Origin of the sequence: Flagellimonas sp. S3867, assembly GCF_014698935.1 — a bacterium.
Taxonomy (GTDB): domain Bacteria; phylum Bacteroidota; class Bacteroidia; order Flavobacteriales; family Flavobacteriaceae; genus Flagellimonas.
Window position 1 is genome coordinate 78,527 of record NZ_JACVMN010000002.1, and the last position, 19,839, is coordinate 98,365.

At 40.4% G+C, this 19,839-nt stretch carries 14 protein-coding genes; 2 read left to right on the top strand and 12 right to left on the bottom strand.

The genetic code is table 11. The annotated features are described in order from the left end of the window. Positions 1-114: 114 nt before the first annotated feature. Positions 115-570: a DUF3291 domain-containing protein gene (locus IAG46_RS08080; RefSeq protein ID WP_190809848.1), complete on the bottom strand. Its 456-nt coding sequence runs from the start codon at positions 568-570 to the stop codon at positions 115-117. Between the two features lie 104 nt (positions 571-674). Between IAG46_RS08080 and IAG46_RS08085 the strand changes: the two genes are divergently transcribed. Beyond that, complete coding sequence (locus IAG46_RS08085; RefSeq protein WP_190809849.1) at positions 675-1,106, top strand: Lrp/AsnC family transcriptional regulator; 432 nt, start codon at positions 675-677, stop codon at positions 1,104-1,106. 14 nt (positions 1,107-1,120) lie between these two features. On the opposite strand, the gene IAG46_RS08090 is transcribed toward IAG46_RS08085, so the two are convergent. The 5 genes from IAG46_RS08090 to IAG46_RS08110 form a co-directional block, all read right to left on the bottom strand. After that, positions 1,121-2,899 carry a c-type cytochrome gene (locus tag IAG46_RS08090; protein ID WP_190809850.1) on the bottom strand — a complete coding sequence of 593 codons (1,779 nt, stop codon included), beginning with the start codon at positions 2,897-2,899 and terminating at the stop codon, positions 1,121-1,123. Positions 2,900-2,961: 62 nt separating this feature from the next. Further along, positions 2,962-4,200 carry an amidohydrolase/deacetylase family metallohydrolase gene (locus IAG46_RS08095; protein WP_190809851.1) on the bottom strand — a complete coding sequence of 413 codons (1,239 nt, stop codon included), beginning with the start codon at positions 4,198-4,200 and terminating at the stop codon, positions 2,962-2,964. A 47-nt stretch (positions 4,201-4,247) separates the two neighbouring features. Next, positions 4,248-5,594 (bottom strand): amidohydrolase/deacetylase family metallohydrolase, encoded by a 1,347-nt coding sequence (locus tag IAG46_RS08100; RefSeq protein ID WP_223826629.1) that lies wholly within the window; start codon positions 5,592-5,594, stop codon positions 4,248-4,250. After that, the gene (locus IAG46_RS08105; protein ID WP_190809852.1) at positions 5,542-7,170 is read right to left on the bottom strand and encodes an aminotransferase class V-fold PLP-dependent enzyme; all 1,629 of its coding nucleotides are present in this window, start codon (positions 7,168-7,170) and stop codon (positions 5,542-5,544) included. Before IAG46_RS08105 ends, IAG46_RS08100 begins: the two co-directional genes overlap by 53 nt. Before the next feature lie 268 nt (positions 7,171-7,438). Then, on the bottom strand, positions 7,439-8,347 hold the full coding sequence (locus tag IAG46_RS08110) for an AraC family transcriptional regulator (RefSeq protein ID WP_190809853.1): 909 nt from the start codon (positions 8,345-8,347) through the stop codon (positions 7,439-7,441). 96 nt (positions 8,348-8,443) lie between these two features. Here IAG46_RS08110 and IAG46_RS08115 point away from each other — a divergent pair, with 96 nt between their 5' ends. Further along, positions 8,444-10,690 carry a DUF5916 domain-containing protein gene (locus tag IAG46_RS08115; protein ID WP_190809854.1) on the top strand — a complete coding sequence of 749 codons (2,247 nt, stop codon included), beginning with the start codon at positions 8,444-8,446 and terminating at the stop codon, positions 10,688-10,690. Between the two features lie 31 nt (positions 10,691-10,721). Here IAG46_RS08115 and IAG46_RS08120 read toward each other — a convergent pair whose 3' ends face one another. The 6 genes from IAG46_RS08120 to IAG46_RS08145 form a co-directional block, all read right to left on the bottom strand. Next, on the bottom strand, positions 10,722-10,904 hold the full coding sequence (locus IAG46_RS08120; RefSeq protein WP_190809855.1) for a CPXCG motif-containing cysteine-rich protein: 183 nt from the start codon (positions 10,902-10,904) through the stop codon (positions 10,722-10,724). 3 nt (positions 10,905-10,907) lie between these two features. Next, positions 10,908-12,233: a TolC family protein gene (locus tag IAG46_RS08125; protein WP_190809856.1), complete on the bottom strand. Its 1,326-nt coding sequence runs from the start codon at positions 12,231-12,233 to the stop codon at positions 10,908-10,910. After that, positions 12,230-15,520: an efflux RND transporter permease subunit gene (locus tag IAG46_RS08130; protein WP_190809857.1), complete on the bottom strand. Its 3,291-nt coding sequence runs from the start codon at positions 15,518-15,520 to the stop codon at positions 12,230-12,232. The genes IAG46_RS08125 and IAG46_RS08130 overlap by 4 nt, the downstream gene beginning before the upstream one ends. Continuing rightward, positions 15,517-16,653: an efflux RND transporter periplasmic adaptor subunit gene (locus IAG46_RS08135; RefSeq protein ID WP_190809858.1), complete on the bottom strand. Its 1,137-nt coding sequence runs from the start codon at positions 16,651-16,653 to the stop codon at positions 15,517-15,519. The genes IAG46_RS08130 and IAG46_RS08135 overlap by 4 nt, the downstream gene beginning before the upstream one ends. 157 nt (positions 16,654-16,810) lie before the next feature. Next, positions 16,811-17,695: a hypothetical protein gene (locus tag IAG46_RS08140; protein ID WP_190809859.1), complete on the bottom strand. Its 885-nt coding sequence runs from the start codon at positions 17,693-17,695 to the stop codon at positions 16,811-16,813. A 138-nt stretch (positions 17,696-17,833) separates the two neighbouring features. Further along, complete coding sequence (locus tag IAG46_RS08145) at positions 17,834-19,747, bottom strand: ABC-F family ATP-binding cassette domain-containing protein (RefSeq protein ID WP_190809860.1); 1,914 nt, start codon at positions 19,745-19,747, stop codon at positions 17,834-17,836. Between the last annotated feature and the right edge of the window lie 92 nt (positions 19,748-19,839).

A 19,839-nucleotide genomic window follows, 5' to 3' on the forward strand; every position in this document is an offset into this window, starting at 1 on the left:
ACTAAGTCTTAATTAAAAAAGGATCATATAACAACGATCCTTTTTTATGCTTTACTTTTCTTGAAAACCCATTCAGGGCTTGTCATTCAATAAGTTATTGGCAATTGATATTAATTACAACTCATTAGGACTGGGGAACTTTACCTTAAAATTAAAAGCTCTTTCCGATGGTCCGTTTATTTGTAAATGCTCCAATCTATCTATTGATTCTTCAATAGTTGGAAAATCTACTTCCCTAGTCCACCATAAGGCAAAGTGCGTTTTTCCATATTTGTTGAACCATTCCTTTCTTCGCTTCAGGAATTCGGTATGGAATGTTTGGTAGATGAAGTTTTCAAGTGAAGTAATATTTTTCCAAACCGAAATATTTATGATGACTTGCTCGTCATTGAATGGGTTAAAACTTGCAGCATTGTTGGACTCATCTTTTAATCTCCAAACGAATCCCTCGCTATTTTCAGCTAGTTGGTTGACCTTATCCAGATTATCCACGAACTCTTTCATAACGGGGTCTTCAATGTTCACCCCAATCATTCTTGCAACATTAATTTGTGCAATGTTATAATTCATTCTTTTTCTAAGTTTTTTCAAATTTATACTGTACATCATATTATACACCTTTGAATCTATCGTATTTTCATATTTTTGCCTTAAATTAAATTGATAATTGGCAAATGGACTCTATAAACAAAAGAATACTGAAAGCTTTAACAGAGAATGGAAGAAGTTCATTTGTTGAGATTGGGCGAAAAGTGGGTTTATCAGCGCCATCTGTGGCTGAAAGAATTCAAAAAATGGAAGAATTGGGATTGATTACGGGGTACTCCGTTAAATTAAACCTTGCGAAGCTCGATTATCATATTCAAGCCAATATCGCTTTAAAGATCGATTCCAATCGTTTTAAAGCATTTGCTTCCAAGCTTGAAGATTTTCCAGAAATATTTGAGTGCATAAAAGTAACTGGAGAATACTGTGTTTATTTAAAAGCGGCTTTACGAAATAATGATGCATTGGAAAATTTAATTGACAGATTAACAACTTATGGTCAGCCAAATACGTCAATAATTCTTTCGGATTATTCAAAGAAATCCGTCTTTATCCCCTAATTTATTATTTCTTTTTATTTGCGTTCAACAGAACTATCCCTAACTGCTTTCACCTCTGAAATGCTAATTTTTTCAGCCTTATTGCCAAAATTCTGTCGGATATAGCTAAGTATGTTCGCAATTTCCTCATCGCTCAAAAAGGAGCTGGGGGGCATGACCCCATTGTAAACTTCTCCATTTACATCAATTTCACCTTGCAATCCATTTAAGACAAGATCTATTAACCTTTCTTTGTCTCCAAGTACCCAATCGGTATGCTTAAGCGGGGGAAATCTACCAACGGCTCCTTTGCCATCTTGCTGGTGACAGTTACCACAGAAAGTGTTGTATTTTTTTTGTCCCAAAGTCAAGTTTTTTTGAAGATCATCATCAATTTGGTGAGGCATACGGATGTGGGATTGGGATTTCCGTTGTTCCATTTTAGCTAGTTGGGATACCCCGAATTTCTTTTTGTCTCCTTTATACATTACCCGCCATATCTTCCCTTTTTTAGATTCTGCGATGTATAGGGAACCGTCTGGGCCTTCTGCAAGTCCCACAGGCCGGTATTGGGCATCGCTCGTATTCACAATTTGGTCTACCCCAGGGAAGCCATCCGCAAAAACCTCCCAATCCCCTTTAGGTATTCCATTTTCAAAGGGCACAAAACACACAAAATATCCAGACTGTGGGTAGGGTGCTCTGTTAGTGGACCCATGAAAAGCAATAAAAGCACCATTTTTGTAGTGCTCCGGAAATTGATCTCCGTTATAAAACAATAGGTCGTTCGGAGCCCAGTGGCCCGGAAATCCCATCACCGGCACATTCATTTCTTCGCAGCGGCCAATTATTTCTCCATCTCCACCATATTCAGGTGCCAATACCTTCTTTTCTTTAATCTGATCATAATAACAATAAGGCCATCCATAATCCGCTCCTTCTTTAATCTGAAGAAACTCTTCTGACGGAAGTAATGCGCTCTCCCATGGTGTAAAGGTGTTTGGAAATAGGCTATAAAGGTTATCGCGACCGTGCATTACAACGTACAAATGTTTATCAGCTGGATTCCAATCCATGGCTACAACACTTCGTATACCTGTGGCAAATCGGTAACCGTCTTCTTGATGCAATCCAGTTTTATTGGCATCAAATCGCCAAATTCCTCCATGTAACTCAAGTTCAGGACAGGGATCAAGCCCTATCCCGCCAGTAGCGCCATTTGGTGTCTCAGCAAGGTCCTGGCACGCGTTGGATGGAGTTCCAAATGGCACATACATAAAACCTTTGTCATCGAAGGACACGGGTTTGGTTATATGCCAATGTATGCCATGCTCGTGATCATCGCTCAAGACTACCTCTGGTTCACCTTCAGGAATCAAGCTTCCCGGAACAAGTTTATATCGATAAAGCGCCAATGCAGTGCTAAAATATAAGTAGTCTTTGTGAAGGGTCATGCTTGTTCCGTAGTAACTTCTTTTTGCTTCAACTGCTCCGAATTTTTTAATAATATCGGCCTTACCATTGTACGTTGTATCCCGTAGGGCAACATTCCCACCATAAAGACTGTCCGAGGAGCTCAACTTAACATAGATATCACCATTATAGTTGACTGCCATATGTCTGGCACGACCGATGCTGTCAGCTACAACGAGAGCCTCAAACTGATCAGGTAAAAACAGCCCTCCATTATCCGGGTCTCCAGGAGGGAGTTTTTTATCTGAACTACATTGACTCAGACCTAAGGCCAGCAATAGTGTAAGGAGCCTTTTTGAAAAAACTAAAAATACTATGAGAGGTCTTAAACTGATGTTCATTGAATGTTGAGTATTATCTGTTCATCCTTTTGTGTTGTTCAAGTTGTATTGCGTTTTTCTACTTACTTTTTAAAATCCTTTGCTGCCAGTCCATTAAGATCCCACACCACTTTGCCAGCGCGAAGGGTAAGTTCGGCTTCAAATTTTCGATTTCCTGCAATCCGGTTTCCTGCTGCATCAATAAAACCAAATTTGCCGTTTTTGAGGCTTAGCAAAACAATATCGGCTTCTGCTCCAACGCTCAAATGTCCCAAGTCTTCCCTTTTAATAGCCTGGGCCGGATTCCAGCTTCCTCTTAAGAGCACTTCATTTAATGGCATCCCCATATTCAAGTATTTCGACATTACATTCAACATATCTTTCATTCCTGCATTCATGCTAAAACGGTGCAAATCCGTACCAAAGGTATTAGGCCAAAGCCCTTGTTCCAAAGCTGGAATGGCTTGATCGAACCAGAAACCAGCCCCTCCGTGACCCACATCGAACAGAATACCTTTCTCTTTGGCTTCGAGTACAAAGGGATGTACTTTACCTTCATCATCAACAACTGGCATACGTTCCGAAATATTTTCATAGGAATGGGTAATGATGTCTCCAGGTCGCATACGATCAAGCTGTGCTTTTAAGGAATATTGTGGTAGATGGCATTCTACAAAGAGTGGAGTATCTGTTTTCAATCCCACTTTCAAAGCCTTATCAAAGGGTGTCCAACTTTTTCCTTCAAAGTGACCAATTTTGGTGCCTACAATCAGATTGGAATACTCCCGACTTACTTCTGACGTCTTATGGACATCCATGTCATCTATGTTCTGCTGGGAAGAATTTCCGCTCATACCATCGCCTGCGATATTTAAAAAGGCTAAAACCCGGGTTTTTGATTGATCTATTACCTGACTTTTAAACTGCGGAAAATTTCGCCAGCCAGAAGTTCCAGCATCAACAACGGTTGTAATCCCTGCTCTAAAGGTAAAATCGTCGGGAGACAAGCTATTGATACCGTCAGCAAATACGCCTGGCTTACTACCTACAAAAACATGTGTGTGGATGTCTATTAATCCGGGACATACATAGAGATCAGTTGCATCAACAACTTTTTTGACCCCATTAACCGAGATGTCGGGAGCTACCTTTACTATTTTGCCATCTGTGATAGCAATATCCAATACGGTGTCAAGATTGTTTTTCGCATCAAAAACATGTCCGTTTTTGATTAGGAGGTCAATTTCCTGTGCTTGCCCTACAAGCAATGTGGAAAGTATGAGTATTCTGACCGTATTTTTAATCACGTTGTTTAAAATCATACAACAAGCTTTGATACCGGATAAAAACAACCCGAAGTGAAAGTAAGCTACTTTCTAAAATCTTTGGCAGCCAAACCATTTAAGTCCCAAACAATCTTACCGGCACGAATGGTAAGTTCGGTTTCTAATTTTTTGCTTCCTTTTATCTTCATACCACGAACATCGATAAAGCCAAAATTGCCTTCTCTTAAATTGAACACGGCTACGTCGGCTTCAGCTCCTATACTTAGGTGTCCCAAATCGGGTCTTCCAATGACCTGTGCCGGTGACCAAGTGGCTCGATAAATAACATCTGTCAAAGGAACATCCATTGCCATAAATTTTGATAAAACATTACTTAGATCCTTCATGCCAGAATTCATACTTTGTGTATGGAGATCAGAACTGATGACATTTGCTTTAAATCCTTGTTCGGTTGCTGGCACAGCCTGCCTCCATGAAAAAGCACCTCCACCATGGCCTAAATCGAAAACAATCCCTTTCTGTTGTGCTTCAAAGACAAAAGACTTTACTTTTCCTTTTTCATCTACAATGGTTTCACGTTGCGACGGTCCGTATGAATAGGTATGCGTAAAAATATCACCGGGTCGAAGGTGTTCCATAAAAAGTGATTCGATTGAATTTGGTGGATCGTGTTCTCCAAAATCGACCATTACCGGGACACCTGCTTTTTCACCTGCTTCAACGGCAAGGTCAACTTGTGTGAAATCTCCCCAATAATGAGCGGCTTTGATGCCAACCAGAATATCCGGATATAATTTCTTAATACTGTGAGCCGTCATCACCGGATTCATATCCGATACATCTTGCTCTTCAAAACGACTCCGCATTCCAGTGCCAACGATATTCAAGAGCGCCAACACCCTGGTTTTAGCTTTATCTATGGTCTGTTCTTTAAAAAGAGGAAAGTTTCTCCATCCCGAAGAACCTGCATCCACAACGGTTGTAACCCCGGCTTTAAAGGTAAATCCATCGGGCATTACGCTGGTCGCACCGTTAGCGATATAGACCCCAGGTTCGTTACCCATAAAGACATGTACGTGCATATCCAAGAGTCCCGGGGTAATGTATAAACCGGCAATATTGATAAGTTTTACTGCTCTTTTCTCGGAAATATTTGGTGCTATTTCTGCAATTTTACCATCAGCAATACCCACATCCATAACGGTGTTAATATTGTTTTTTGGGTCAATAAGATGTCCCCCTTTTAAAAGGATATCAAGTTCTTGAGCCTGTAGGCTCAGGGAAGGGAGTAAAAAAAGGAATAGGATGATAAAATGTTTTTGCTGAAATCCTTTTAGGTGAATCATATTGTAAATGTTAAATCCGGTTTTATGATTGTTAGGTTGCCAAGGGTGGTCCGCCGGGAATAACAATTTTCTTATGTTCTTCATTATAGGCAGAACGTTTGGCAGTGAATTTTGCCGTAAGATATTCTCCCAGATAAATAGAACCCGACAGCGTATCATCGGAAGCTTTCGCAGAAAACCAATAACTGATGGAATTCCCCGGTATACGATAGTCGCTTCGAAGCTTCAAGTCATCTCCTTCAATCATTCCAGCAACTTCCTGAATGGAAAAATCGCTCTTATGTGTACCCTTGATCCAGTTACCGTCTTGTTCAAGGAACAGCATATGGGTACTCTTGCTATTAAAAAATTCCACTTCTACCTCCCAATGACCTGTAACATTGACTTTAGCCGCTTCCATCTTATCTGAGCGAGGGCTACGCTGCTTCGATAGGATGTCATAGAGACGGTTTGCTACTACTTTGGCGTTTCCAGGGCGCATCTGATTTGGTGTAATATTTATAGATGTGATTTCGTCTTTTGTGCGACTACCAATGGCAATCCTAGGTTTATTTCGGGCTACTTCCTCTGCTATTTCCTCGCCTGTGATATGCAATTTATCAGGGTTCCATTTTATATGCAATACAGGAGCAAGATTGGAGCGTCCTTGTGGTTGTTGCACCTCCGTTGTTACACCTTTTATTTTCAACATCTTCTTCGAGATTTCATCAAGCCATGAAAGCCATGTAGCCCATTCAGCATCATGATCTCTGGTTGTCCAAGCTTCAACGGCGGCGAGCATGCCCAACATTTCTTCCTTGCCTACTTTGTTGTCACGACCTGGTCCATGGTGAGGTGAACTTGCCTGCCAGGCCGAAAGAAGCAACTCCTTATCTCCAAGAAGCAAGCCAGCACATTGCGGGCCACAAATTGCCTTTCCTCCACTGTATGCCACTACGGTAGCCCCACGTTCAAGGTGTACACATGGAATTGTTAGGTTCTCCGCGGCAGCATCGAGAAGGACCGGTATTTTTTTTGCTTTAGCAATCTCACTGATTACCTCTAAAGAAAGGGGCTCTCCGGTTTCTGATTGTCTGCCGGAATTGACATATATCATTGCCGTTTTGGGATTTATAGCCCGTTCAAGTTCCTCCGCGGTTTCCACCATAATAACAGTGACACCAATATTACGGACTGCATGATCATATACATTTCTGGAGTAGCGGGGAATGATGACTTCTGTTTTATCCAATCCGTTGAGATTAGGAATCTGAATTAGTTTTTCAGGATTTCCGCCAGCTACGCAAGCAGCAGTAACATGCTTTAGCCCAGCTGCGCAACCCGCCGAAACCATACCCCATGGGGCTTTTGTAATAGCTGCAAGCCGTTGACCTATTCCATTGGCCAGTTCATCGTACTGCACAAAATATCCAGAAGCCGCCTCCATGGCCTTCAGTACTTGAGGACGTTCTGTTGATCCTCCCAGGATTGTAAATGTACCTCTGCAATTAATAATGGTTTCTACCCCAATGGATTCGTAAATGTTCTTATCCGGCGAAAGCGGATCAAGGATATATGGTGGGGATTCTGAGAGGGGATTGCCAAATAAAGATTCACTGGCAAGAAAACTGCCAGCCACGGGGACAATTCCCAGTTGTTTAATAATTTCTCTACGATTCATGGTTATAGATTATGTATGGTGTTGAAGGTGAACTAGTTGATTTTACTAAATGTACTGAATTCTTTTGAGGGTCCAAAAGATTCCAATGCCACAAAGTTGTGGCCCAGTGGCCTATCTACTGTTATGATCAAGTGACCTGGAATTCCTTTGTTCAATTTCTCAAAGGAAATGGTTAACCTGCGAAAGAGTTTAGTTGTAAAAAATTGACTGAATAAAAGAGATTAGCAAACCACAGATCAGTCTTTGGTCTTTCTATTTTCATCACCCTTCACTTTCTCAATTCACTAGGGCGAAAACCATATCTTTTAAAAAAAGCATTGGAAAAATTACCTACACTGGAGTAACCTGTTTCATAGGCAATTGCAGTAATTTTTTTGTCAGAATGCTGTATATCATCAAAAGCACGTTTTAACCGCAGCTCAATAAAAAAATCGATAACGCTCTGTCCAAATTGTTCTTTGAACTCGGTTTTTAAGGTGTACTCGTTCAATCCGGCGTGTTTAGCAATGATCTTTAAGGAAAGTTTTTCGTCCAGATTGGAAACCATAAAATCTCTGGCCTTTTCAATATTTTCTCTTTTAACAGGTTTTTCAGGTGACAATTTTTCGGCATTCTCCCGCAATACAGGAATGGAATAAAAAATAAGCTCCACAAGCTTATGTTTTACATACACTTCATACAAACTACCTTGATAAGGGTTCTCCAAAATTTCGTTAATAATTTCCCTGGTTTTTGTGTCCAACGAAGCATATTTCTTATCCAAATAAAACAAGCTGTTGTTTTCAATGGCTTTTTTTATAGGCGTCAGTTCCTTAAAATCCTTTAAAAAGGAATGCACAAAGTACTTTGGGTCCACCCTAAACCCAAAACTTTGATAGACACAATTCTTAGGAAACTTGATCTTACAGCATCCTCTTTTTTGGTATAAAATGGCAAACGAATTGGAATCAATACCAATTGTCCTGTTTTCTTCTACAATCAGCGTATTGGTTTTCCCCGATAATTGATAATGAAACTGCAGCCAATCATCAGCGCCATCAACGGTAAACTCCACCGCTTCGGATGTTCGAAGCCCAGAACTATAAAGTAAGAAGTTTTCCAGCGCTATCTCCACCCTTTTTCCATGATAGTCTTCTCCTTTAAGGTTTTTAATGACTCTGGAACTTCTCTTATTCATATTTCTCCAAATTATATCTGAAATAATAACAACTTCTCCCGATGCCATATGTATTTCAGGACAAAGCTATATAGTTTCAAAAACAAATTCTAATCAATGAAACAACACGTTATAATTCTAGCTTCCGCAGTATTGTTTTCCTACAGCTTTTGCCAAGCACAAGAAGCACTAAATATAAAAAAAGCTTCAGGTAAAATAGCTGTTGATGCCATAATGGACGAAGCAGATTGGAAAATTGCAGATGTTGCCCAAAACTTTTGGCAGTACTTCCCAAGTGATTCAGTACATGCACAAGCAGATACCGAAGTAAGATTGATCTATGACCAAAATTACCTGTATGTTCTGGCCAAAATGTACAATTTAGGTGAAAGATCATACGTAACGCCTTCTTTGCGTAGAGATTTTAGGGGAGAAGCCAATGATGTCTTCTCTATTGTATTGGATACATATGCCGACAAAAACAATGCTTTTTTGTTCGGAGTGAACCCATTTGGCGTACAACGAGAGGGTTTGATTGCCAACGGTGGTAGTTTGGCCAGCCCCAGTACTTTTTCGACTGGATGGGACAATGTCTGGTATTCCGAAGCAAAAATTTATGATGGTTTTTGGATGGTGGAAATGGCCATTCCCTTAAAGACGCTCCGATACAAAAAGGGATCCCCCGCTTGGAACATTAATTTCTATCGTTTTGATAGCGAATATGCCGAACAATCTACCTGGACCCGCATTCCAAGAAATCAGTTTATCATCAACCTTGCATTTACCAAGGAACTAATCTGGGACCAACCTCTAAATCAAAGCAAAAAGAACATTTCATTGATTCCATACGGGATTTATCGCAATTCCAAGGACTTTGAACAAGACACACCAACATCTAATGAATTTGATTTTGGCTTGGACACCAAAATCGGGCTTGGTCCTGCTATGACCTTGGATTTGACCGTAAATCCTGATTTTTCGCAGGTGGAAGTGGATCAACAGGTAACAAATTTAGACAGGTTTGAAATATTCTTTCCTGAAAGACGGCAGTTCTTTCTTGAAAATGCAGATCTATTTGCCAATTTTGGGATAGATGGAACGCGTCCTTTCTTCTCTAGGCGTATAGGGGTAAGCGTGGATACTTCCACAGGGCAAAATCTTCAAAACAGAATTTATGGTGGTTTTAGACTTAACGGGAAATTGAATAAAAATCTGAGAATTGGGCTATTGGATACACAATTGGAAGAAAATAAGACCATTCAACTGCCTTCTACCAATTATTTTGTGGCCGCAATGCAGCAGCGTTTTTTGTCTCGTTCCAATGTGGGTGTATTTTTCATTAATAAGCAGGCCTTTACAGATTCTGTTGGGGGAGATTTTGATCTTTCCCCCTCACAATATAACAGGGCATTGGGTCTGGATGTTAATTTGGCATCCAACGACAACACATGGAACTCCAAATTCTTTTACCATCAATCTTTTGACCCAAACAACAGCACATCGGAATTTGCAACCGGAGGATTCATCAATTATAATTCTTATCGATGGGAAAGTAATTTTACCTTACAAAGTATTGGTTCTGGGTACAATCCTGAAGTCGGATTTGTTAGAAGAAGAAACATTTTTCAGGCCAATCCAGAAGTATGGCTCAACATATACCCCAAAAAAGGATCTATTCAACGCCATGGCCCAGGAATCTCGGCAGATTGGGTGGGAAACAATCGGAATTTTAATGATCTAGACTGGAACTATGGTTTTAATTATAGGACGAATTTTAAAAACACCGCCATTTTAAACTTTTCAGCACTTAGGCAGTACACTTATCTTCTTAATCCGTTTGATCCAAGTGGATTGAACACCCTGCCCTTGGCAGCAAATTCTGAGTATGCATTCTCATATTTAACAGCTGATTTTCGGTCAGATGCCCGTAAAAAACTTTCTTATAACCTATCAACTCGATTGGGCGAATACTTTAATGGGAACCTTTACAATATTGGCGGCACCTTCACGTATCGATATCAACCCTTGGGATTCGCTTCGTTGAATTTTATGTATAATCGTATTCGTCTTCCCGATGGGTTCAATGATTCGGATTTACTCTTGATAGGAACCCGATTTGATTTTACGTTTACCAAAAATTTCTTTTTAACCACTTTTGTACAATTGAACAGTCAAATAGAAAATCTGAACATAAACACCCGACTTCAATGGCGTTTTAAACCAGTTTCAGACCTCTTTTTGGTGTATACCGACAATTATTTTGCCGAAAGCCTTTCTCCCAGAGGTGGTTTGTTATTTCCCGATATTAGGATTCCCAGGCAACGGGCCATTGTTCTTAAACTTAATTATTGGTTAAATCTTTAATTGAATAATAGTTTAGCAGTAATGGAGAAGCTTATTGCCCCAATTCGTTTGCTTCAAAATGAAACAATTCATTATTTTCAAAAGCAGTGGTTACCTCGATTGGATTGCAGCATACTTCGCAATCCTCAACATAAGTCTGTTTTGCAATTGAGTTGTCCAAAAGAAATGAAATTTCTTCCCAACAAAATGGGCATTGAAAAAAGTGCTCGTACATGGGTTAAAACTCCACGTTCAACAATTGACCGCTAACTTGCAACATTTGCAGCTCAGCCAATTTAGCACTGTATTTTGCTTGACTTCTGGCCAGCTCGGCATTAAGTAAATTTAATTGCGCCTGTCTAAATTCTATGGAAGTTGCCTGTCCCAATTTATATCGTTCATCCGTACGGCTAAAATTGTCTTGGTTGGTCTGGAGGTTTTTTTCCTGCACCTCAAAAACATAAAGGGCGTTGGTATAACTATCCCACGCATTTCTAATGTCGCGTTCCACCTCCAATACAATCTGCTTTTTGAGCAATTCTTGATTTTCGTAGCCAATTTTAACGTTCTTTATTCCGGTAACACCTCGTCCACCATCAAAAAGGTTCCATGATAGGTTTACTGCTCCTGTTAATCCTGTTGATGTATTTTGAATTAGAAAAGCCAAAGGACTATTGTTGCTAGATTCGTTCCAACCGTATGTCCCGGTCAAACCAATAGTGGGTAAAAAAACACTTTTGGCCGCTTTTACATTGTAACTCAAAATGTTCATGTCCTTTTCTACAATTTGCAATCTGATATTATTCGATTTTGCTTCCTTGTGCATATTTTCCATTTCCAACCCAGGAACAAAACTGACTGTTGTATCGGCTACAAATTGTGCTTCTAGTTCTTGGTTGAGTACGAGATTTAAATCCCGCATGGTATTTCGCAATTGCTGTCTGGAATTTAATAGGTTTATGCTATCTGTATTAATGTCCACTTCAGCATTCAATACGTCAAGCCCTGTGTTTTGTCCGTATTCAAATTGATACCGAGCCCTTGTTAGCCTATCCTTGGAAATATCCAATGCCTGTTCAAGGTTTTTTGTGTTTTCGGTAAGACGAGCCGCTTCATAGTACACCGTAAACAATTGTAAAATGGTATTTTCAATGGTCTGCCTTACCTCTAATTCGGATTGCTGGGAACGTTCTTGGAAACTTTTATAGCTGTAATACCGGTTCAACCCATCAAAAAGGGTGTAGTTGACATTTACTGAAGCATTGTACCGCCTTGTTTCCGCTCCATCCGCCGTACGTGAATCGCCACTTGCTAGTTGACCTTCGGTATTTTGACGGTCGATACTTCCTCCGGCATTGGCCGTAACTGTTGGCAAGTAACCAGAATTTAAAATACTGGCGTTGTTTTCATCAATTTTTCGGGTGTTTTTGGCCACTTGAATACCCAAGTTGTATTCCAAGGCCATGGCCACCGCTTCTTCTTTGGATAACATTTTATCCTGGGCTTGTGCAGCAATGGGAATCAGGAATAAACAAAGGGGTAGGAAATATAAAATTCTTCTCATTCTGTTGCTTCTTCTAAAACTTTTGAAGATTCATCCGTTAGTTCTGGATTATTGGTGCTTCCATTGAGTTGATGTGCACCTTCCTCCAGCATATATTGTTCTTCGTTTTGCTCTTTTATAGCTCGTTCCACTTCTTCTCTAGTTGTTTTTTCACCAGTCCAAGCTCTTTTTGCCAATACTTTGACATTATTTCCGAAAGAAAGAAACAAAGGCAGCATCAACAGCGTAAGCACGGTAGCAAACCCAATTCCGTACGCTATGGAAATGGCCATGGGCTTTAAAAATTGCGCTTGTCTACTCTTTTCCAAAAGCAATGGCGCCAAACCAGCAATTGTTGTAATCGAAGTCAAAAATATAGCTCTAAAACGGGAGCGTCCGGCCTCATACAATGCCTCATTAAAATCAAGACCATTCCTAAGGTTGATGTTGAACTTGCCAATAAGCACCAAGCCATCATTCACCATAATTCCGATAAGGGCGATAATGCCCAACATAGACAAAATATTAATAGGAAAACCATGGAACCAATGTCCCCATGCCACTGCCGTAAGGCTAAAGGGCACCAACAATATCAATAGTAATGGTTGACTGAAACTGCGGAAGGTAAAGGCTATGGTCACATAAATCAAGAACAAAACCGAAAGACCAACAAAGGTCAACGAATCCAAAAGTTTGTTCGCTTCTCTATTTTGACCTTCAAAAGATGGGGTTATTGATGGGTATTTTGATTGAATATCGGGCATCACCTCATCCTTGATCCATGCCATGGCATCTGTGCCGCTCGTGGTGTTGGGATCGGTTAGATCGGATGATACTTGAATCTCGCGTTGACTATCTAAATGATTTACAGCCACATCGCCGCGTTCAATGGTATAACTGGCAATCTCTTTCAGCGGAATACGTTCACCGCTAGGAGCCAAAATTCGCATTTCGTCCAAATCTGCGATGGAAGATCTATTTTCACGGTCATAGCGCACCCAAACACGAATTTCATCTTGTCCTCTTTGGAATCGTTGTGCTTGTGCACCAAAAAACCCGGCCCTTACCTGATTCATTACAGTTCTAAGGTCAAGACCTAATAGGTATGCATTTTCTTTTAACTCTAATCGAATTTCTTTGATTCCCGCAGGATCATTGTCCGCAACATCCTTTAACAAGGCATTGTTCAGCAATGCGGTTTTCAGCTCCGCTTTGGCCGCTTTAAGCTCGGCAATATTATTGCCCAATAGTGAAACTGAAACTGGATCGCCACCAAAGTTTCCTCCTGATCCATAAATCAAGCTTTCAACGCCGATTACAGGACCTACCAGTTCGCGCAATCGCCCGGTAACCAAATCAGCCCTAACCTCATCTGGGCGTTCTTCTCCGGGCAATAAATTAATCACCAAGGTTGCGGCGGATGACCCGGGACCTACATTTTTGAGCATGTTTTCAAAAAGGACCTTGTTTGTTCCCCCCAAGTATTCTTCCGTAAGTTCTTGATTGACTATTTGGGCCTTATCTTGAATCATACTAATGATGGAATCCGTAACTTTTTCATTGGTGCCATTGGGCATTTGCAATTCCACTGCAATTCGATCACTTGCAATTCTTGGAAAAAAGGAAGTTCGTATGATACCTCCACCAATAGATCCGAATGTCAACGCCAAGGCCATAAAAAATAATGCGAAGGTCAAAAGTTTATATTCTAGCGCGAATCTAAGTGTGGGGCTGTAAATTTTATCGCGCATCCAGGCCATGGATTGATCTCCCATCTTATTGATGACCCTAAGTTTTGCAAACGCCTGTCCGATACTCGATTTTGGACCTTCTTTTTGGGGTTGCAAAGCTTTGGAATGCGCCAAATGCGCTGGTAAAATTATAAGGGCCTCAACTAGAGATACCAACAAGGTCAACATCACAATTACGGATACTTCTCCGAAAAAATCGCCGATTCGTCCATCCAAAAACAGGAAAATTGAAAATGCCAGTATGGTTGTTATTATAGCTGAAAGAATAGGCGGAATCACCTCCATTGTTCCATCTATAGCTGCCTGTACCGGTGTTTTTCCTTTTTCGTAATGCTGATAGATGTTTTCAGCTATAACAATTCCGTCGTCGACTAGGATCCCAATTACAATAATCATCCCAAACAACGATAATACATTGATTGTCACACCTAACATGGGCGCAAAAATGAACATCCCCAAAAATGCAATGGGCAACCCAAATGCTACCCAAAATGCCAATCTGGTATTCAAGAACAGGGAGAGGAAAATGAGCACCAATATCATCCCTACAATGGCATTTTCAGTAAGTAAATCGGTACGCTGGGTAAGGGTTTTTGACAGATCACGAACCACATCCAAATGGACATTGGTGTATTTCTGATTAAACTCTTCCATATACTCCTTAACCTTTTCAGCTGAACCTATAAGATCTTCGGTATTGGTGCTGGTTACGGTAACATTTACCGATAAACCCCCATTATAATAGGATGCATTCGGTGTTTCTGAAAACCGGTCACGGATCGTGGCCACATCTTTTAACCGAATTGTTCTTCCACTGGCATCGGCACGAACAATAACATTGGACAATTCGTCTCCGTAATAGGCACGATTGTTTGCTCGAATCAAATACTCTTCGGAATTGGTTTTAATGTTTCCCCCAGTGACCAGAATATTGACATTGGAAACGGCTTGGGCTACTTCATTAAAGGAAATATTATAGGCCAAAAGGCTGTTCTCGTCCACAGCAATCTCAATTTCTTCTGCCGGATAACCAGAAATATCTATTTGTGAAATGCCATCAATGGCCCTGAGGTCATTTTCAATTTGTCGCCCAATTTGTTTTAAGGTTGCCAAGGGAATGTTTTCGCCACTGACCGCAAAACTGATGGTCGGGCGAACAGGTTCTAATTTTGAAACTACCAAAGGTTCCATACCTGTTGGGAAAGTTGGAACACGATCCACTGCATTTTTGACCTCCAACAACATAAAATCGATATCTCTTCCCTTTTCAATCTCAACATTGATCGATCCACTGTTTTCCCTTGAAGTAGAAGTAACCCGTTCTACACCCTGTAAACCTTTGAGATTATCTTCGATTTTTAGTACAATGCCTTCTTCAACTTCTTGGGGTGAAGCTCCAGGATAGGTAATATTGATCAATACATTTCTTGATTCCACTAATGGAAAAAAGGAAGATTTTAAAGAAAAGGCCCCAACCAATCCAAAGATGAAAAATGCGATAATGATCACATTAACGGCAACATGGTATTTGATAAAATATGAGATGAGCTTCTTCACGACTTGGCTCTTTTGGGTGTTGTGCCGTCAAAAACCTTGACCAGCATTCCTTCGTAAGCACCCGTCATTATTCTGGTGACAATTACCTCGTTATCCGGAACATCCTTTAAGACCACTTTTTTGTCGGTAAAGTATATGGGTTTTACATCAATAAGGTCAAGAATAGAATCCCTAACCACAAAAATCTGGTTGTTTTCCAACAGCAGGGAACGATCAATTTCTATGGCATTGGGTTCTTCCCGGGCCTCCAAATTGGCTTCCAAATACTGCCCTTCTTTTAAGCTATGGTCACTTACTTCGATAAAAACGGTGATCGTCTGCGAACTTTGGTCAACCCTTCCATTGACGCGGGCAACTTTACCGATATAGTTTTGGCTTTTGCCCAAATTGGCTAGTTCTACCTGTTTTCCAACTTTTAAAAAGTCACCGAAAGTCTTGCTCACTGAAACTTCCAACTCGTAGACACCTGTATTGATATATTCTCCCAATTTTTGACCGGACCGTATCAAAGTTCCTTCTGTAACCAGCGCATCCGTCAAAACCCCATTGAACGGAGCTGTTATGGTGTATTTTGATAGGCGCTGCTCTAAGTTTTTTACGTTGTAGTAACTACTGATGATCCCTCTTCCCGAAATAAAGAATTTTTCTTTTTCGGTGTCCATTTCCGGTAGACCCGGGGTTGTTTTGTTAAGGTCAAAACTATTTAAATAAGCCTGCCATTTCGGATAGACCTTCTGATAATCCAAACGTAAGTCGGGCATTATGGAGGTCAATAAATTATACAAATTGCTTTTCGCAGATTGCACACTTGCATAGTATTCATTCGCATCAATACGAATCAATGTCTGACCCAAACTGTACTCTTGGCCTGTACGGAACAATTTGCTCCCCGACCTAAAGACACCTTGTACTTCAGAAAACAGTTCAACCCTTCTTTTTGCCTTCAAATTGCCGTTTGCAGGAATTATGATCGGAACCGTTCCATTTTTAATGGTATCGACAAAGACAGTTTTTATCACTTTTTGAGGTTTGGGCCTTCTATTTTTCTTGCTTCCTGCAATTTGCCCAGCCAAAAAAATAGACCCAAAAATAATGAGGCCGCCCACAACGACGGAAATAATCAACTTACGCATGTGTTGGTGTGAATTAGCTTTGCAAAGCTATTAGCTGCGATAAGTCATTTAGGTTAAATATTTCATAAATTGTTTGATAGAAATGCTGTTTGAGGGCACAAAAAAAAAGGGGATACACGCCTGTATCCCCAAACCAAACAAACTAAAGTATAACTAACTACTCATTATCGTCATCATCTTCAAATTTTGTATCCGCCATGCGGGTACGTTGAAGCTGTATATCGTTGAACCGTGGATTCAAGGTTTTTTCGTCCGTATCAAAGACCAAAAATTGTTTTGTATCCATTTGTTTGAGTCCGGTATAGGAATCAAATCGGTTATTCTGTATCTGAAGTATTTTAAGGCTTGCCAGTTGACTAAATTCCACTGGAATCTCACCACCTAATTGATTATTGGCCAGCACCAATTCTTTTAATCGTCCCAATTGTCCCATTTCTTCGGGTATTGACCCCTCCAAATTGTTTTCAAAAAGTCCCAAGGCCTCCAATTTGGTCAGGTTTCCTATGGAATTAGGAATTATTCCCTTTAGGTTATTGCTTGAAAGGTTGAGTTCCCTAAGGTTTTTTAACTCTCCGAAAGTGGATGGTATGGAGCCGTTCAGAAAATTATTGAACATCGAAAACACTTCCAGTTCTTGAAGTTGACCAATACCTAGCGGCAAAGAGCCCTTAATGCGGTTCATCTCCAATCTTAACACCTTCAAACTTTTGAGTTTTACAATGTCCTTTGGCAGAACACCGGTAATGCTATTGAATGCCAAGTTTAAATGGGTAAGATGCCTAAGTCTCCCTATACTTTCTGGCAGTGTGCCATCCAAATTATTCCTAAAAAGGTTTATGGCAACAACATGTCCCTCTTTTAGCGTAACGCCTTTCCATGAATTTACTGGGGCATCCAAGTTCCAAGGTGTACTCCAGTCAGCTCCATTGGTACTATTATATAGGTCCAAAAGAGCAGTCTTTTCCTTTTGTGAAACTTCAAAATTTGAAAACACCAAGGTTGGAACAAAAAGCAACAATATATAAATACTCGTTAATCGCATAGAGGTTGATAAACTCAATTTATAAGAATTTACCTACAAATTAACGGCAGAACATGAGTTGCTACAAATTAAATAGGTGTAACAAGGAAATTATGTTGTAAACCGGCCCAATTATGTGGTAAGGGTAGTTTTTTTGGCCTAATCCAGTGTTTCAAGCTCGTGTGACAGCTTTTCCCATTCTTCCATCAAGGATTCCAATTGCTCTTTTTTGCCCTGATATCCATCAAAAAAGCCAGGTTTGGCAATGGTGGCGTCATAATCCATGAGCATTTCATGGTCGATATTGGCAATATCCTTTTCCAATTGTGAAATTTTCTTTTCGACATTGCTCAATTTGTTCTTGAGCGATTTGACTTTCTTCTGGGCCCGATAATCGTTTTGCTTTGGTGCTACTTCTGCTTTGGGCTGGGTCTTCTTCTCTCCCTTTTCAATTTTTCTGAAATCTTCTGCCTTTCGCTGTTCCAAATAAAAGTCGATATCACCTAAATACTCTTTGATGTTTCCATCTTTGAACTCATAAACCCTATCAGTCAATCCTTGGAGGAAATCACGATCATGTGAAACCAAGATCAGGGTGCCTTCAAACTTTTGTAAGGCCTGTTTCAATACATTTTTGGATTTGATGTCGAGGTGATTGGTAGGTTCATCCATTACCAACACATTGAAGGGCTGCAACAACATTTTGGCCAATGCCAAACGGTTCCGTTCGCCCCCGGAGAGTACCTTTACATATTTGTCCACCTCATCTCCCCGAAATAAAAAGGATCCGAGAATGTCTCGCACCTTGCTTCTATTCTTTTCGTTGGCCACATCGATCATGGTATCCAAAACCGTTTTGTTGCCTTCTAAATACTCAGCTTGGTTTTGGGCAAAATATCCAATTTGGACATTGTGGCCGATCTTCAGTTTTCCGGTATGGTCCAATTCTCCGACCATAATTTTTGCCAAGGTGGTCTTTCCTTGTCCATTTTGACCCACAAAAGCGGTTTTGCTGCCACGTTCCACCAATAAATCGATGCCCGTTAAGACTTTATTGTCTCCATAATTTTTAGAAAGATCTTCCAGTTCTGCAATCACTTTTCCCGGTGTAATGGAGACCGGAAACCGCACATTCATCACACTATTGTCCTCTTCATCAACTTCTATGCGTTCAATTTTATCGAGTTTTTTAATTAGCGATTGTGCCATGGAGGCCTTGGAAGCCTTCGCACGAAACTTCTCGATAAGTTTTTCTGTCTGCTGTATTTGCTTTTCCTGATTTTTTTGGGCATTTAATTGCTGATCCATGATTTCCTTGCGGTGCACCAAAAACTTGGAATAGGGTTTATTGTAATCGTAAATTCGACCCAACGAAATTTCTATCGTCCTGTTGGTCACATTGTCCAAGAACATTTTATCGTGAGAGACAATAACCACCGCCCCCGAATAATTCTTCAGGAATTGCTCCAACCAAATAATGGATTCAATATCCAAATGGTTGGTCGGCTCATCCAAAAGCAACACATCATTGTTTTGCAATAAAAGTTTGGCCAATTCAATACGCATTCGCCATCCCCCGGAAAAGGTATCTGTAAGCTTGTTGAAATCGTCTCGTTTAAAACCCAATCCCATCAGGACTTTCTCGGTATCGCCTTGATAGTTGTAACCACCCAAAATCTCATAACGATGGGTAACATCCGTCAAATCTATCATTAACTGATTGTACAACCCACTTTCGTAGTCCGTACGCTCTGCAAGCTGTTGATTTATTTCCTCCAGCCTCTGCTCCAAAGACTTGATTTCATGAAAGGCTTGATAGGATTCTTCTAAAACAGTTCTTCCGTGCTCAAAATCGATATCTTGTTTTAAAAATCCAATCTTGATATCCTTTTCCATGGCAATAGTGCCAGAATCTAGAGCCATTTCCTTGGAAAGCAGTTTCAATAAAGTTGATTTTCCTGCACCGTTCTTTCCAATAAGCCCAACCCGGTCGCCCCCGTTCAACCGGAACGCGATTTCCTCAAAAAGATATTCGCCCCCAAAAGAGACTGAAAGGTTATGGATATTAAGCATATTGGTTATAAAAATTCATTATGTTAAAATCGACTTTTGGTATTGTCATGGAACCGCAAAAATAACTACAAATCTTACCTTTGTTAAAAGCC